The organism is Allobosea sp. BE125, from assembly GCF_031456075.1.
Classification (GTDB): domain Bacteria; phylum Pseudomonadota; class Alphaproteobacteria; order Rhizobiales; family Beijerinckiaceae; genus Allobosea.
In genome coordinates this window covers 1095616-1109787 of the sequence record NZ_JAVDTY010000001.1, presented here as the reverse complement: position 1 = coordinate 1109787, position 14172 = coordinate 1095616, and the positions used below count along the sequence as shown (strand labels likewise).

Genomic DNA, 14172 nt, shown 5'->3' with positions numbered 1-14172 from the left:
CGGGCTCAACTCACCCAAGGGGGGATCGGGCTGACTTCCGCCTCAAACCTCGCCGGTACAAAACCGACTGGCAAATCAAAGATACAAGGGGGCGCTGTGAGCTCACCATCTAGCCGAACACGACGCCAACCGGACAGGGCACGGCGCCCCCTCATCCGGCGCTGCGCGCCACCTTCTCCCGCGAGGGGAGAAGGAGAAGGGAGGAGGCTGCGCTCGGATTAGCCCCTCAGGCGCCCGTCACATGCGCGTAGGCGCTGGCGTCCAGCGGGCGGCCGAGCAGGAAGCCTTGCGTCAGGTCGCAGCCTTCCTGGATCAGGAAGTCGAGCTGCTCGGGCGTCTCGACGCCTTCGGCCACCACCTCGATGCCGAGCGCATGGCCGAGCTGGATGACGGCGCGCGTGATCGCGACCGATTCCAAGGTCACGCCGAGCTTGGCGACGAAGCTGCGGTCGATCTTCAGCGTCGTCAGCGGGAAGCGATGCAGATAGGAGAGCGAGGAATAACCGGTGCCGAAATCATCGAGCGCGATGCGCACGCCAAGCGCGCGCAATTTGGCGAAGGTCGCCATGGCGCGGTCGGCATCGGTGACCATGACGCCCTCGGTGATCTCGAGCTCGAGCCGCTCGGGGTCAAGGCCGGTCTCGGCCAGCACCGCCTTGACGCGGCCGGGCAGGTCGCCGGACTGGAACTCCAGCGCCGAGATGTTGACGGAAATCCGCAAGGGCTGTGTCCAGCCCGCCGCCTCGATGCAGGCGCTGCGCAGCACATAGGCGTCGAGCTTGGCGATGAGGCCGCCCTCCTCCGCCGCCGGAATGAAGCTTGCCGGCGCGACGATGCCGCGCACCGGGTCCTTCCAGCGCGCCAGCGCCTCGAAGCCCGCGATCGAGCCATCGGCCCGGAACAGCGGCTGGTAATGCGGATGGATCTCGTTGCGCTCGATCGCCTGGCGCAGATGCCGGCTGAAGGTGAGGCGCTCCTGCTCGCGCGCCTGCTCGGCGAAATCGAACATGCGCATCGCGCCCGGCCCCTCGGATTTGGCGAGGTTCAAGGCGGCGTTGGCGGCAGCGATCAGGCGGATCTGATCCTCGCCATCCCCCGGAAAGCGCGCACAGCCGGCGCTGACGCTGATCTTGAAGGAATGGCCGCCCGTGAAGAACTCTTCCGCGAAGGCACAGCGCACGCGCTCGGCCTGCGCCCGCGCCTCGCCCTCGGTCAGCAGCGCGCCCGAGACCAGCATGAACTCGTCGCCGCCGATCCGCGCCAGGAAGGCGTCGCCGGCGCAGGCCCGCAGACGCTGCGCCGCCTCGACCAGAATGGCGTCGCCCACGGCATGGCCATGCTCGTCGTTCAGCGCCTTGAAGCCGTCGAGGTCCATGCGCATCACGACCAGCCCCTCGCCGGCGAGCCGTGCCTGCATCAGCCTCCGGTCGAGATGGGCGCTCAGCGCCGGGCGGTTGTGCAGCCCGGTCAGCCCGTCATGATGCAGCGTATCCGCCAGCTTCTGCTCGGCCTGTTTGCGCTTGCTGATGTCGACCAGCAGGTTGAAGCCGCCGATCAGCGCGCCGTCATCGCCGAACAGCGGCGTCGGATAGGTCAGGATGGGCGTCCGCGTCCCATCCGGGCGTTCGAGCATGGCCTCGATGCCGCGCACCGGCCGGCTTTCGCGCAGCGCGACCGCCATCGGGCAGTCCTGGTGCGCGAGCGGCGCGCCCTCGATGGTGAAGAGCTTGTGCGTGACGCACCAGCGATCGGCACCGATGCGCGGCTCGCGCCCGACAAAGGCGCCGGCGGCACGGTTGGCATAGGTGACCCGCCCCTCGGCATCGGTCATGTAGACGCAGATCGGCAGTTGATCGAGCACGCCCTCGAACCAGGCGTCGCGGTGGGCCGGCTTGTCGTTCTTCACCGCCGTGGGCGCGATCTGGGAGAGATCGGCACCACCTTCCTTCAGCGCCGCAAAGCCCGACGCGATGCGACGATCGGCGGAGAACCGGCGATAGGCAGTTGCGTCGGGGCTGGTGACAGCCTTGGACATTGGGGCAATCCGCTGAACATTCTTGAAACTCTGAGCTTTCGATAGAAGCCGTAGAGATCACAACAAATGCTTAAAGAAGCAGCCAAGCGGGCCACTTCAGCGGGATTGCCTTCTCACTCTGCAAGGTGAAGCAAGGATATCAATAAAAAATGAAAATCCGAAAAAATTCAAGAAACGATCCAGAAATTATTGTCTACGCCGCAGAGCAATATGCCAGTATGCCTTAACGTAATCGGCATCACCCAGCAGCAGCGCTGCGGCCGATTTATTTGAAGAGCGCGTCGCCTTGCTCGTCGACGAGCTGCTTGCCCTTCACCAGCGCGAAATCGGCGGCATCCTCGGCGCCGGGAAAGCGGTCGGCCCGCACGAAACGATGCTGGCGGAGCTCCCCGTCGATCTCCTTCTCGACCACGCCGCAGAGCTGGTGCTGCCCGCCCTCCTGATAGGGCGTCGCATGGATGGTGAAACCATTATGCTCGATGCTCTTGAGCGGGCCGGCCGGCGTCTCGCTGGCCTTGCCGCCCAGTCCGAACAGGGATTTCAAAAACGACATGGAGCCTCCGCATTCATTGTGACCTGATATAGGGCAGGATTGACGCCATGGGGAGCCCAGTTTGCGCTCGTCCATGATCGAGGCGCCCAGCCTCGCAAACGCCCGCAAAATCCCCAGATTCACGGTGTTCAGGGCGACCGCACGGCCCCTACGCCCAACCTGTTCCCGCGGCCACCCCTGAATAGGGCGGTGGTCATGAGACTCATCAAATCTCTGTCGTTCGCGGGGCTCGGCCTGATTGCGCTCAGCCTATCCAGCGCCACGCTACCCCAGGCGCCGCGTGGCTTGGGAACCGGTGCCGAAGCCCGACAACTTCGCCGGGCGCGAATGAAGAGGCGAAGCGTGGCAAGGAAGGCTTGGTTCAAAGAGGGGCTTGGCGACAGGCCCGGCAGCCGCTAGAAGGCGGCATCGGCCGGACAGGCCGGTCGTAAGCGTCTCACGTCAGACAACGCATCCAACCCGGCTGTCGCCGTCAGGATGCTTTGCCAAGATGTTTTGCAATGCCCCACGGCACCGCCCGCTTACGAAAGCCTATCTCCCAATGTCCAAGCTATCGTCTCGTCGCCGGCTTCCGGCGCGTTACGGCACTGTCGTGCTGCCCTTCCTGCTGTCGATCGTGATGACCTTCGTCGTCTCGGCCATCGCGACGCTGCGGGCGCTCGGCCCCTCCCCTGACTTCCTCTCGACCTGGCCAGTCGCCTGGGGCCTGTCCTGGCTGGTCGCCTTCCCGACGCTGCTTCTGATCCTGCCGCTGGTGCGGCGGATCATGGCGCTGATCGTGGCGCCGCCCGGCTGACGGCAGAGCACCTAACCGCCCAGGTGCAGCACGACCTCGCGCCGATGCGGCCAGCGGCGATGCTCGAACAGATAGATGCCTTGCCAGGTTCCCAGCGCGAGGCGTCCGTCCATGACCGGGATCGAGAGGGAGACCGGCGTCAATGCCGCCTTGATATGGGCCGGCATGTCGTCGGGCCCCTCCGCTCGATGCGTCAGATAGGCCATCGTCGGGTCGTCGGCTTGTGGCACCAAACGATGGAAGAACGCGTCGAGATCGCGCCGCACATCGGGATCGGCATTTTCCTGGATCAGCAGCGAGCAGGAGGTATGGCGCAGGAACAGCGTCAGCAGCCCGCTTTCGATACGCGCCGAGCGGACGAAGACCATGACGCGGTCCGTGAACTCATAGAGCCCGGCTCCATGCGTCTCGATGGCGACGACCGATTGCGAGCTCATGCCCGTCGCGACCCTCAGCGCTCGGTCAGCGCGAGCTTGGCGCCCAGCGCGACAAAGGCGGCCGCAAAGCTGCGGCGCAGCCAGGCCATCACGGCTGGACGGCTGACGACCTTGTCGCGCATCGCCGCGGCAAAGAGGCCGTAGAGCGCAAAGACCACGAAGGTCATCGCCATGAACACGCCGGAGAGCTCCAGCATGCGCGCGAGCGGCGCGGCCTCGTCGGCGGCGATGAACTGCGGCAGGAAGGCGACGAAGAAGATCGACAGCTTCGGATTGAGCACATTGATCGCGATGCCGTCGGTCAGCACGCGCAGCCCCGAACGCGGATCGGCCTTGGTCTCGACCTTGAGCGCGCCCTGCTCGCGCAAGGTCTGCCAGGCCATCCAGAGCAGATAGGCGACGCCGGCATATTTCACGATTTCGAAGGCCAAAGCACTCGCATGCAGCAGCGCCGCCAGCCCCATCATCGCAGCGATGAGATGCGGCACGATGCCGAGCGTGCAGGCGAAGGCAGCCAACACGCTGGCGCGGGAGCCGCGCGTGAGGCCCGCCGCGATGGTGTAGATCGCGCCCGTGCCGGGCGATGCGACGATGATCAGCGAGGTCAGAAGGAATTCGGGGGACATGGCGGCTCCGGCTGCTGCGGTCGAGATCGCCCGCGCGAAGGTCAGCCCTCATTCAAATGCCAAGCGGCCGTCCCTGCAACTCCTGATAGGAGGTGGCGGCCTCGCCGATCAGTTGCGCGGTGCGCTCCGGCGACTGGTCGAAAAAACCGGCGCTGATGCATAGCCCCGGAAAACCCAAGCCGCGATTGGCGGCCCGCGACCACCGCACCATGCGCGTCAGCGGCAGGCTGCGCTCAGCCTCCTCGGCAACGGTGAGTTCGATGATCGGCTGGTTTTTATATCGCACCAGCCGAATGGCGCGCAGATCGGCCCAGGCGATCAGGCTCGGCGAGATGGCTGGCGCCAGCAAGCCCTGCGCCGAAATCTCGATGGCCGGGCGCTCATCGAACAGGTTGCGCAGCGCCATGAGCAGGCATCCCAGGAAGAAAATCACGCCGACGCAGGCGATGAAGAACGCGAAGGAGCCGGTCACGCCCTTGCGATACAAAACGACGGCCATGAAAGCAGACAGCGCAGCCATCGCGACTCCACCAAGCGCAAGCCAGGCCACCCGGGTCCTCTTGTAGCGGATCGTCACATCAGCGCTCATTCACGGCCTCGCAGAATCCTGGGCCAAATGGGGCGCCGCCACGCAGGTGCGAAGCGGATCATGAGCACCCCATCACGGCTTCAACTGTTTATCCAGAAAGGCGAGCACGCGCAGCAGCGCGTCCGCACCGAGCGGGACGACGATAAACAGGGCGCCGAGCGAGACTTCGGGAGACCTCGAAACGCTCCAGTCTGAAGCTCGAATATCGCTTCAGCCGGATGTGATTGTCGAACCTGACTTCACTGTGATGACGACTTTGCCCTTGGCCCGGCCCGTTTCGACATAGGCCAATGCCTCATTGGTCTTCTCGAACGGGAAGACCCGGTCCATCACCGCGCGTATCTCACCCGCCTCGATCAGGGAGGTGATCTGTCCGAGTTGCCCGCCATTCGCCGTCATGAAGAGGAAGGAATAGCCGATCCCGCGGCGTTTCGCTTTCCTCCTGATGCTGGCGCTGAGCAGGCGCATGACCAGTTGAAGCGGCCAACCAAGGCCACTTTTCCTCGCGTAGTCAGGATCGGGCGGACCGGAAATCGAGATCAGTTTTCCACCTGGCTTCAGCACCGCAAGGGATTTCTCCAGCGTGTCCTTGCCGAGGCTGTTCAGCACGACATCGTAGCCCTGCAGCACCGTCTCGAAGTTATCCTTCTTGTAGTCGATCACGACATCCGCACCGAGGCTTTGCACAAGGGCGATATTGGCTGTGCTCGTGGTCGTGGCGACATGGGCCCCGAGATGCTTGGCGAGCTGGATCGCGAGCGTGCCAACGCCGCCCGAGCCGGCATGGATCAGGACCTTCTGTCCCTTCTGCAGCTTGGCTCGCTCGACCAGGGCCTGCCAGGCCGTCAAGGCGACCAGCGGCATGGAAGCCGCCTCTTCCATGGTCAGGTTCTCGGGCTTCAGCGCCACATTGGCCTGGTCTATCGCGATGAACTCCGCGAAGGTGCCGATGCGGTCCTGGCCCGGATGCGCATAGACCTCGTCGCCCGGGCTGAAGCGCCTGACCTTGGACCCGACGCCGACCACGACGCCCGCGAGATCGCTGCCGAGGATCAGGGGGAGGCGATAGCGCAGGATGAGCTTGAACTCGCCGTCCCGGATCTTGGCGTCCACGGGATTGACGCCGGCGGCGCGGATCTCGACGAGGACGTCGTTTTCGCGCAACTCCGGCACGGGAGTTTCGCCGAGCCGCAGAGCGCCGCCTTTCTTGTAGCGATCGATCAGGAACGATTTCATCGGACTGGCTTTCGTTTTTGTGGTGAGCCGGCAGCACCGGCACTGCAGCGGTGACGGCTCAAGCGGGAAGCCCGTTGAATTTCCGCAGGTTCTTGTCGACGAAGGACTCAGGCAGGAAGCGGCGCATGAAGCGGACCTGCCCTGCAGCTTTTCCGGCCGTGTAGCGTCTCCTCGGCGAAGCCGCATTGGCGGCCCTGACGATAGCGTCGGCAACCACCTCGGGCGCATCGCCTTTTGCCACGATCGCGCGCATCAGCTTTTCCGCCTCGGTGCGAGCCGTATCGTAGATCGCCAGCGGCCGGTCCGGCCGTGTGATGTTCTCCTCAAAGGCGGTGCGGGTCACGCCGGGCTCGACCAGAACGACGCGGATGCCTTGCGTTCGCACTTCGTGGTCGAGCGATTCCGAATAGCCTTCGATGGCGTGCTTGGTCGATGCGTAGAGCGCGTTATACGGCGCAGGGATCAGCCCGAGTAGGGAGCTGAGATTGACGATCCGGCCTTTGCGCTGCCGCCTCATCACGGGCAGAACCGCATTTGTCATGCGCATGGTGCCGAACAGGTTCACATCGAACACCGCTTTCGCCTGCGCCGTCGTGGATTCCTCGGCGCCGCCCAGCAAGCCGATCCCGGCATTGTTGACGAGCAGATCGATCCGCCCTGCGCGGCTCAGCACCTCGTCGACAACGCCCTGCACGGATGCATCGTCGACCACGTCGCAGATCAGCATCGTGACCCCGTCCGCGGTATCGGGCATCGGCTTCCGGCTGGTGCCAAAGACACGATAGCCATCGCGCCGCAGCGCTTGTGCCGTCACCAGCCCGATGCCGGAGGACGCCCCCGTGACCAGGGCAATGCCGCGTTCTGTCTTGCTCCGTTCTGTCTTGCTCATCGTCTTCCGCCTTCATTTTGTCGTGGAATAGCGACGGGCGATTAGTTACTATCAAATCCGTATCAAGTCACTATCGAAAAGATATCGACATGAAGAATCTTTCGGACCAGCCATGCCTGATCGCGCGGAGCCTGGCGCTCGTGGGGGACGCGTGGAGCATGCTGATCATGCGCGACGCCCATGCCGGGCTGACCCGCTTCGATGATTTCCGCAAAAGCCTCGGCATCGCGCCGACGATGCTGACCGGGCGACTTTCGGCCCTGACCGAGGACGGAATGCTGGAGAAACGCCGCTATTCCGAGCGCCCGCCACGGGACGAATATGTGCTGACGCAAGCCGGCCGCGACTTTCTGCCGGTGCTGTTTGCGATCGGCGCCTGGGGACGCAAGCATCGCGGCGGGGGCAAGGTGACACGATTCTTCGACGCCGAGACCGGAACCGAGATCGATGCCGTCACCATCGACCGCGAGACCGGCGCTCCGATCGGAACACGCCCGATTCGCATCGCGGCAGCCGAATGAATCGCCCCACGGCAGATAAAGCCAGGGCGCGGCGGATCAGACGATCGGCTGTCCCCGCAGGTAGGGATACGAGCAGAAAAGTGATCTAGGAGCCCAGACCTTCGAAGATACCGCCGATCACCGAAGCGGCGGCTTCGCCGGCGCTGGAGAGTACGCTGCCTGCAATGTCGAGCGTGCCGTCAAGGACGGCGCTGATGACGTCGCCGACGCCATCGCTCGCCGTGCTGCCCGTATCGCTCGCCACGGCGGGCTGCTTCCGCTGCGCTTCGGCCTGCGCCTGGGCGGCTTGCACCGCCGCTTCGATTTCCGCCAGATCAGGCTTGTCGGTCATGGCTGCCCCCTGAAGCCGCCATCTTGGCACCGTCTTGGCCAAGAAAAAAGGCGGGTCTCTCGACCCGCCTTGATCACCTCAATTGTCCAGGAAGCTCCTGAGCTTCCGGCTCCGGCTCGGATGCTTCAGCTTCCTGAGCGCCTTCGCCTCGATCTGACGGATACGTTCGCGCGTGACGCTGAACTGCTGGCCGACCTCTTCCAGCGTGTGGTCGGTGTTCATGCCGATGCCGAAGCGCATGCGCAGCACGCGCTCCTCGCGCGGCGTCAGCGAGGCCAGCACCCGCGTCGTCGTCTCGCGCAGATTGCTCTGGATCGCCGCGTCGATCGGCAGGATCGCGTTCTTGTCCTCGATGAAGTCGCCGAGATGGCTGTCTTCCTCGTCGCCGATCGGGGTTTCGAGCGAGATCGGCTCCTTGGCGATCTTGAGGACCTTGCGCACCTTCTCCAGCGGCATGGCAAGCTTCTCGGCCAGCTCCTCCGGGGTCGGCTCGCGGCCGATCTCGTGCAGCATCTGGCGCGAAGTCCGGACGATCTTGTTGATCGTCTCGATCATGTGCACCGGGATGCGGATGGTGCGGGCCTGGTCGGCGATCGAACGCGTGATCGCCTGGCGGATCCACCATGTCGCGTAGGTCGAGAACTTGTAGCCACGGCGGTACTCGAACTTGTCGACCGCCTTCATCAGGCCGATATTGCCTTCCTGGATCAGATCCAGGAATTGCAGGCCGCGGTTCGTGTACTTCTTGGCGATCGAGATCACGAGGCGAAGATTGGCCTCGATCATCTCCTTCTTCGCCTGCCGGGCCTCGCGCTCGCCCTTCTGGACCATCAGCACGATCTTGCGGAACTCCTGGATCTCCAGGCCGGTCTCGGAGGCCAGCGTATGGATCTCCTCGCGCAGTTGCTTGATCCGCTCCAATTCTGCGCCGACGAATTCACGCCAGCCACGCGAGCCCAGCTTGGAAACGCGCAGAACCCATTTCGGGTCGAGCTCGCCGCCGACATGCTGCTTGAGGAAGTCCTCGCGGCCGACGCCGTAGCTCTCGGCCAGGCGCAGCAGGCGCGTCTCGTGTGAAATCAGCCGCTTGTTGATGTCGTAGAGCTGCTCGACCAGCGCCTCGATGCGGTTGTTGTTGAGCGAGAGCGACTTCACCGCGGTGATGATGTCGTCCTTGAGCTTCTTGTATTTGCGGTCCTGCGACGGCGAGAGTTTGGTGTTCTCCAGCCGGTTGGCGATGTCCTGGTCCTGCAGGCGACGCAGCTTCTTGTAGTTGTCGGCGATCGAATCGAAGGTCTCGAGCACGCGCGGCTTGAGCTCGGCTTCCATGGCCGAGAGCGAGACGTTGTTCTCGATGTCGTCATCGTCCATGTCGGACGGCAATTCGCCTTCCGGCACCTCGCCGGCGGGCGCGGGAGCCTCGCCGGGCTCGCCCTCCTCGCCTTCGCCAGGCAATTGCGACGGGTTCTTGCCGTCCGGGCCGGCATAGGTCGCTTCCAGATCGATGATGTCGCGCAGCAGCACCTTGCCTTCGACGAGCTCGTCGCGCCAGATGATGATGGCCTGGAAGGTCAGCGGGCTCTCGCAGAGGCCCGCGATCATCGCCTCGCGGCCGGCCTCGATGCGCTTGGCGATGGCGATTTCGCCCTCGCGGGAGAGCAGTTCGACCGAGCCCATCTCGCGCAGATACATCCGCACCGGATCGTCGGTGCGCTCGGTCGGCTCGAGATTGCGCTTGACCTCGACGGGCAGCGCCGAGCGCTGCGTCTCGACGAGCTCGCCTTCGCTCTCTTCCTCGTCGCCATTCGTGCCGGTGCGCGCAGCCGCGCGCTCCTCGCCCGATGCTTCGGGATCCTCATTGTCAACGACGTTGATGCCCTGCTCGCTGAGCTGGCCGAGCACATCCTCGATCTGCTCGGAGGAGAACTCCTCCGAGGGCAGGACTTCGTTCAGTTCGTCATAGGTGACATAGCCGCGCTTCTTAGCGAGCTTGATCATCCGCCTTACGGCCTGATCGGTCAGATCGAGCAACGGTCCATCGGACGTCGGGGGGGCTTCCGGCGCGACCTGGTCGGTCTTTTCCCGTTCGCTCGCTTTTGTCGCCATCAATCAGCGCTCCGCACTCGCGCGTCGCCACGGCTCGGAAGAAGCCACATGCAGACGCATAAAAGGGCGGCGCGGCCGCTGGTCCGGCGCGCTCACCCCACCCAAATCACTTCGGCCAGATGGCGCCGATCATCGTTGATGAATCGTAAACCACCTGCAATCGGCACGCATAGCATGACCGCGGAAGCCGGAGCAGCTAGCCCTCAATCTCCGGACATGGCCTCCGTGCCCTCGATCGTCTCGAGGCGGGCCTTGACGTCCTTGATCCAGGCAAAATTGGCTTCGGTCGCTTCGTCAGCCAATGCGCGCTCGGCTGCCTTCAGCTCGCTATGTAACGTTCGCGCGCGATGATGCAAGACGATAGCCTGACGAATTGAGTCGAAAACCGATTCTGGATCAGCCGCTTGCGTCAATTTTTGGCGCTCGGCCGGCCCGGTGATCGCCAATAGCGCGCTCTGGGCCTCCTGCACACGCGGCTGGACCAGGCGATCGGCCAGCGCATTCTCGTCGAGACTGTCATCCATGGCAGCCTCGAGCAGCACCTGGCGGAAGCGCTCGGCGGCGGGGCCGTCGAGCGCGAGCTCGGCAATCTCGTCGGCGCAGCGCAAGATCAGATCGGGATGGCTCGCCAGCGCCAGCAGGATGAAGGCCTCGCGCACATCCTCGCCGCGACGGCCCGCCATCATCCGCGACTGCGTCAACTGGCTGCTCGCCTTGAGCGGGCCGACGGCCCAGGGCGCCACGGCCTGACGGAAACCACCGCGCCCAGCGCCGCCGCCTTGCGGGCGGCCGCGCTGAAAGCCGCCGTCACGGCCACGCTCGGCCCGCGCGGGAGCGGCGCTGGCGAAAAGCTGGGCCAAGCGCTCATCCATCTCGCGGCGGTAGTGCCGGCGCGTCGCCTCGTCCTTGATCTGGCCGAGCGGCTCCTTCAGTCGACGCTCGAAGGCGGCGCGACGCTCGGGTGTATCGAGTGGGCCGGCCTCGACCTCGCGCGTCCAGAGCATGTCGACCAGCGGACGCGCTGCCTGCAGCACCTCGGCGACCGCCATCTTGCCGCCCGAACGTGCCAGATCGTCGGGATCCTGCCCGTCAGGCAAGGTCGCGAAGGCAAGCGACTTGCCCGGCTCGAGCATTGGCAGCGCGAGGTCGATCGCGCGGCTGGCCGCCTTGCGCCCGGCCTTGTCGCCGTCGAGGCAGATCACCGGCTCGTCGGCCATCCGCCAGAGCAGGCCGAGCTGATCCTCGGTCAGCGCCGTGCCCAGCGGCGCGACCGTCTGCGGAAAGCCCGCCAGCGTCATCGCGATCACGTCGACATAGCCCTCGACGACGATCACCTGCCCGGTGTCATGCGCGCCCTTGCGGGCATTGTGGTGGTTGAACAGCAGCGAGCCCTTGTGGAAGAGCGGCGTCTCCGGCGAGTTCAGATATTTCGCCGAGACCTCGGCGCTCATCGCCCGCCCGCCAAAAGCGATCACCCGCCCGCGCGCATCATGGATCGGGAACATGATGCGGTCGCGGAAGCGATCATAGGGCACAGCGATCTCGTCGCCATGCACGAGCAGCCCCGTCTCCATCATCAGCGCGGCGTCGACACCCTTGGCTGCGAGGTGATCGCGCAAGGCGAAGCGGTCCGGCGGGCCATAGCCGATGCGGAAGAGCTTGCGCGCCTCGCCCTCCAGGCCCCGGCCCGAGAGATAGCGCCGCGCGCCTGAGCCGCGATCGCCCATGAGCTCGGCCTCGAAGAAACGCGCTGCGAGCTCGACGACCTCATGCAGGCCCTTGCGCTTCTCTTCCTGGACCTGCGCCTCATGCGTAATCTTCGGCAGCGTCACGCCGGCTTCGGACGCGAGCTTCTCGACGGCTTCCGGGAAGGAAAGCCCTTCCGTCTCCATCACGAATTTGAAGATGTCGCCGTTCTTGCCCGAGGAGAAATCGAAGAACGAGCCCTTCTGGTCGTTGACGAAGAAGGAGGGCGTCTTCTCCGCGTTGAAGGGCGACAGGCCCTTCCATTCGCGGCCTGATTTGGCCAGGCGCACGCGCTTGCCCACGACCGCCGACACAGGCAGCCGCGCCTTGATCTCTTCCAGGATGGAGGGCGGGAACTTCATGACCTTCTATGTGGGCGTGTGCGCGCCGGAAGCCAATCGCGGATATCACGATGGCCCGGTTTATCGGCGCAATCCACAGCGGTCGAAACAGTGGAGCGGGCCTGAGCCCGCCCCCCATTCACCCACCCAGCGCCGCCTTCACCAGGCCGCTCGCTTTGGCGAAATCCATCTGGCCGGCGAATTTCGCGCGCAGGATCGCGATGACCTTGCCCATGTCCTTGACGGACGCTGCGCCGCTCTCGGTCACGGCCGCCGCGATCACTGCCTTGACCTCGTCCTCCGACATCTGCTTGGGCAGATAAAGGTTGATGACCTCGACCTCGGCGCGCTCGCCTGCGGCGAGCTCGGGGCGGCCATTGGCGTCGTAGATCGCGATCGATTCCTGGCGCTGCTTGATCATCTTCTGCAGCAAGGCGAGGATTTCGTCGGGCGTCGTCTCAGGCTTGCCCAGGCCGCGCGCCTCGATGTCCTTGTCCTTCAGCGCCGAGGTGATCAGGCGGATGGTCGAGACCTTGCCCTTTTCGCCGGCCTTCATCGCCTCCTTGAGATCGGCCGTGAAGCGCTCGCGCAGGCTTGTCATGTGGGTATTCCCTTTTTGTGCCGCAGGCTTGCGCCCGCATCGATTGACGGCATGAAGGCGCGCCTTTAAGGCTCGCGCTCCAGACCGGCGGAGCGACAAAGCCGCTGCCCGCCTTGAAACATTGCCGCCCAGCGCGGCCTGGACCGAGACATAGACATGACCGCTCCCGAAGGAAACCCCGCCGCCGGCGGCTGGATCGAACCGCGCGCGACCGCGCTCCTGGTGCTGGCCAACGGCTTGGTGCTCGAGGGCTTCGGCCTGGGCGCGACCGGCCAGGCGCCCGGCGAACTCTGCTTCAACACGGCGATGACCGGCTATCAGGAGATCCTGACCGACCCGTCCTATGCCGGGCAGATCATCACCTTCACCTTCCCCCATATCGGCAATGTCGGCGTCAACGAGGACGACGTCGAGACGGTCAACGCCGCAGCCTCCTCGGGCGTGCGCGGCCTCGTGCTGCATGCCGCGATCACCGAGCCCTCGAACTGGCGCGCCAACCGGCATTTCGACGCCTGGCTGAAGGCCCGCAACATCGTCGGCATCAGCGGCATCGACACCCGCGCGCTGACCGCCCTGATCCGCGACAACGGCATGCCCAACGCGATCATCGCCCACAGCCCTGACGGTGTCTTCGACATCGAGCAGCTCAAGCGCGAGGCCGCGGCCCTGCCCGATATGGCCGGGCTCGATCTCGTGCCGCTGGTCACCGCCGCCCAGCGCTATAGCTGGGACGAGACGCCATGGATCTGGCCCGTGGGCTATGGCAAGCGCGAGAGCGTGGTCCACAAGGTCGTCGCCATCGACTACGGCGTGAAGCGCAACATCCTGCGCCTGCTCTCCAAGGCCGGCTGCGAGGTCACGGTGGTGCCCTCGACCGCCAGCGCCGAGGACATCCTGGCGCTGCAGCCCGATGGCATCTTCCTCTCGAACGGACCAGGCGACCCGGCTGCAACCGGCGAATATGCCGTGCCGGTGATCAAGGCGCTGCTCGACAGGAAGATCCCGACCTTCGGCATCTGCCTCGGCCACCAGATGATGGCGCTCGCCATCGGCGGCCAGACCATGAAGATGAAGCAGGGCCACCACGGCGCCAACCACCCTGTGCAGGACAAGACCACGGGCAAGGTCGAGATCGTCTCGATGAACCACGGCTTCGCCGTCGATCCGGCCTCTTTGCCGGCGCATGCGGTCGAGACCCATGTCTCGCTCTTCGACGGCTCCAACAGCGGCATCGCCCTGACCGACCGCCCGGCCTTCAGCGTGCAGCACCACCCCGAAGCCTCGCCGGGCCCGCAGGACAGCCACTACCTGTTCACCCGCTTCGTCGAGATGATGGCGGCGGAAAAGGCCAAGACGGCCACTTGA

Annotated in this window: 14 protein-coding genes; 3 read left to right on the top strand and 11 right to left on the bottom strand. The window is 65.0% G+C overall.

The features are described from left to right. Window positions 1–226: 226 nt before the first annotated feature. Both J2Y55_RS05305 and J2Y55_RS05300 read right to left on the bottom strand, forming a co-directional pair. On the bottom strand, window positions 227–2035 hold the full coding sequence (locus J2Y55_RS05305) for a putative bifunctional diguanylate cyclase/phosphodiesterase (protein ID WP_310148594.1): 1809 nt from the start codon (window positions 2033–2035) through the stop codon (window positions 227–229). 265 nt (window positions 2036–2300) lie between these two features. Then, entirely contained in the window at window positions 2301–2588 is a 288-nt protein-coding gene (locus J2Y55_RS05300; protein WP_092167060.1) for an HlyU family transcriptional regulator, read from the bottom strand. 541 nt (window positions 2589–3129) lie between these two features. Between J2Y55_RS05300 and J2Y55_RS05295 the strand changes: the two genes are divergently transcribed. Further along, complete coding sequence (locus J2Y55_RS05295; protein ID WP_310148590.1) at window positions 3130–3384, top strand: DUF2798 domain-containing protein; 255 nt, start codon at window positions 3130–3132, stop codon at window positions 3382–3384. Between the two features lie 11 nt (window positions 3385–3395). Here the strand turns inward: J2Y55_RS05295 and J2Y55_RS05290 are convergent, their stop codons facing one another. The 5 genes from J2Y55_RS05290 to J2Y55_RS05270 all read right to left on the bottom strand — a co-directional run bounded on the left by J2Y55_RS05290 (window position 3396) and on the right by J2Y55_RS05270 (window position 7161). Further along, window positions 3396–3821 (bottom strand): secondary thiamine-phosphate synthase enzyme YjbQ, encoded by a 426-nt coding sequence (locus J2Y55_RS05290; RefSeq protein ID WP_310148587.1) that lies wholly within the window; start codon window positions 3819–3821, stop codon window positions 3396–3398. A gap of 14 nt (window positions 3822–3835) precedes the next feature. Beyond that, window positions 3836–4447, bottom strand: coding sequence for a LysE family translocator (locus J2Y55_RS05285; RefSeq protein ID WP_310148584.1), 612 nt, complete (start codon window positions 4445–4447; stop codon window positions 3836–3838). 52 nt (window positions 4448–4499) lie between these two features. Continuing rightward, the gene (locus J2Y55_RS05280; protein WP_310148580.1) at window positions 4500–5024 is read right to left on the bottom strand and encodes an STM3941 family protein; all 525 of its coding nucleotides are present in this window, start codon (window positions 5022–5024) and stop codon (window positions 4500–4502) included. Between the two features lie 222 nt (window positions 5025–5246). After that, window positions 5247–6272 carry an NADP-dependent oxidoreductase gene (locus J2Y55_RS05275; protein WP_310148577.1) on the bottom strand — a complete coding sequence of 342 codons (1026 nt, stop codon included), beginning with the start codon at window positions 6270–6272 and terminating at the stop codon, window positions 5247–5249. Window positions 6273–6330: 58 nt separating this feature from the next. Next, the gene (locus tag J2Y55_RS05270) at window positions 6331–7161 is read right to left on the bottom strand and encodes an oxidoreductase (protein WP_310148574.1); all 831 of its coding nucleotides are present in this window, start codon (window positions 7159–7161) and stop codon (window positions 6331–6333) included. Window positions 7162–7250: 89 nt separating this feature from the next. Between J2Y55_RS05270 and J2Y55_RS05265 the strand changes: the two genes are divergently transcribed. Continuing rightward, on the top strand, window positions 7251–7682 hold the full coding sequence (locus J2Y55_RS05265) for a winged helix-turn-helix transcriptional regulator (RefSeq protein ID WP_310148572.1): 432 nt from the start codon (window positions 7251–7253) through the stop codon (window positions 7680–7682). A gap of 85 nt (window positions 7683–7767) precedes the next feature. Here J2Y55_RS05265 and J2Y55_RS05260 read toward each other — a convergent pair whose 3' ends face one another. The 4 genes from J2Y55_RS05260 to J2Y55_RS05245 all read right to left on the bottom strand — a co-directional run bounded on the left by J2Y55_RS05260 (window position 7768) and on the right by J2Y55_RS05245 (window position 12807). Next, on the bottom strand, window positions 7768–8013 hold the full coding sequence (locus tag J2Y55_RS05260) for a hypothetical protein (RefSeq protein ID WP_310148570.1): 246 nt from the start codon (window positions 8011–8013) through the stop codon (window positions 7768–7770). A gap of 78 nt (window positions 8014–8091) precedes the next feature. Then, window positions 8092–10119, bottom strand: coding sequence for an RNA polymerase sigma factor RpoD (gene rpoD / locus J2Y55_RS05255; protein WP_092167073.1), 2028 nt, complete (start codon window positions 10117–10119; stop codon window positions 8092–8094). 203 nt (window positions 10120–10322) lie between these two features. Then, a complete protein-coding gene (gene dnaG / locus J2Y55_RS05250) occupies window positions 10323–12227 on the bottom strand; it encodes a DNA primase (protein WP_310148565.1) in 1905 nt (634 codons plus the stop codon). Between the two features lie 118 nt (window positions 12228–12345). Further along, window positions 12346–12807, bottom strand: coding sequence for a GatB/YqeY domain-containing protein (locus J2Y55_RS05245; RefSeq protein ID WP_310148562.1), 462 nt, complete (start codon window positions 12805–12807; stop codon window positions 12346–12348). A gap of 156 nt (window positions 12808–12963) precedes the next feature. On the opposite strand from J2Y55_RS05245, the gene carA reads away from it, so the two are divergent. Beyond that, a complete protein-coding gene (carA, locus tag J2Y55_RS05240; RefSeq protein ID WP_310148558.1) occupies window positions 12964–14172 on the top strand; it encodes a glutamine-hydrolyzing carbamoyl-phosphate synthase small subunit in 1209 nt (402 codons plus the stop codon).

Bases quoted from the DNA above. Each gene is read 5' to 3' on its own strand.
- J2Y55_RS05305 (WP_310148594.1), bottom strand. From the start codon at position 2,035: ATGTCCAAGGCTGTCACCAGCCCCGACGCAACTGCCTATCGCCGGTTC.
- J2Y55_RS05300 (WP_092167060.1), bottom strand. From the start codon at position 2,588: ATGTCGTTTTTGAAATCCCTGTTCGGACTGGGCGGCAAGGCCAGCGAG.
- J2Y55_RS05295 (WP_310148590.1), top strand. From the start codon at position 3,130: ATGTCCAAGCTATCGTCTCGTCGCCGGCTTCCGGCGCGTTACGGCACT.
- J2Y55_RS05290 (WP_310148587.1), bottom strand. From the start codon at position 3,821: ATGAGCTCGCAATCGGTCGTCGCCATCGAGACGCATGGAGCCGGGCTC.
- J2Y55_RS05285 (WP_310148584.1), bottom strand. From the start codon at position 4,447: ATGTCCCCCGAATTCCTTCTGACCTCGCTGATCATCGTCGCATCGCCC.
- J2Y55_RS05275 (WP_310148577.1), bottom strand. From the start codon at position 6,272: ATGAAATCGTTCCTGATCGATCGCTACAAGAAAGGCGGCGCTCTGCGG.
- J2Y55_RS05270 (WP_310148574.1), bottom strand. From the start codon at position 7,161: ATGAGCAAGACAGAACGGAGCAAGACAGAACGCGGCATTGCCCTGGTC.
- J2Y55_RS05265 (WP_310148572.1), top strand. From the start codon at position 7,251: ATGAAGAATCTTTCGGACCAGCCATGCCTGATCGCGCGGAGCCTGGCG.
- J2Y55_RS05260 (WP_310148570.1), bottom strand. From the start codon at position 8,013: ATGACCGACAAGCCTGATCTGGCGGAAATCGAAGCGGCGGTGCAAGCC.
- rpoD (WP_092167073.1), bottom strand. From the start codon at position 10,119: ATGGCGACAAAAGCGAGCGAACGGGAAAAGACCGACCAGGTCGCGCCG.
- dnaG (WP_310148565.1), bottom strand. From the start codon at position 12,227: ATGAAGTTCCCGCCCTCCATCCTGGAAGAGATCAAGGCGCGGCTGCCT.
- J2Y55_RS05245 (WP_310148562.1), bottom strand. From the start codon at position 12,807: ATGACAAGCCTGCGCGAGCGCTTCACGGCCGATCTCAAGGAGGCGATG.
- carA (WP_310148558.1), top strand. From the start codon at position 12,964: ATGACCGCTCCCGAAGGAAACCCCGCCGCCGGCGGCTGGATCGAACCG.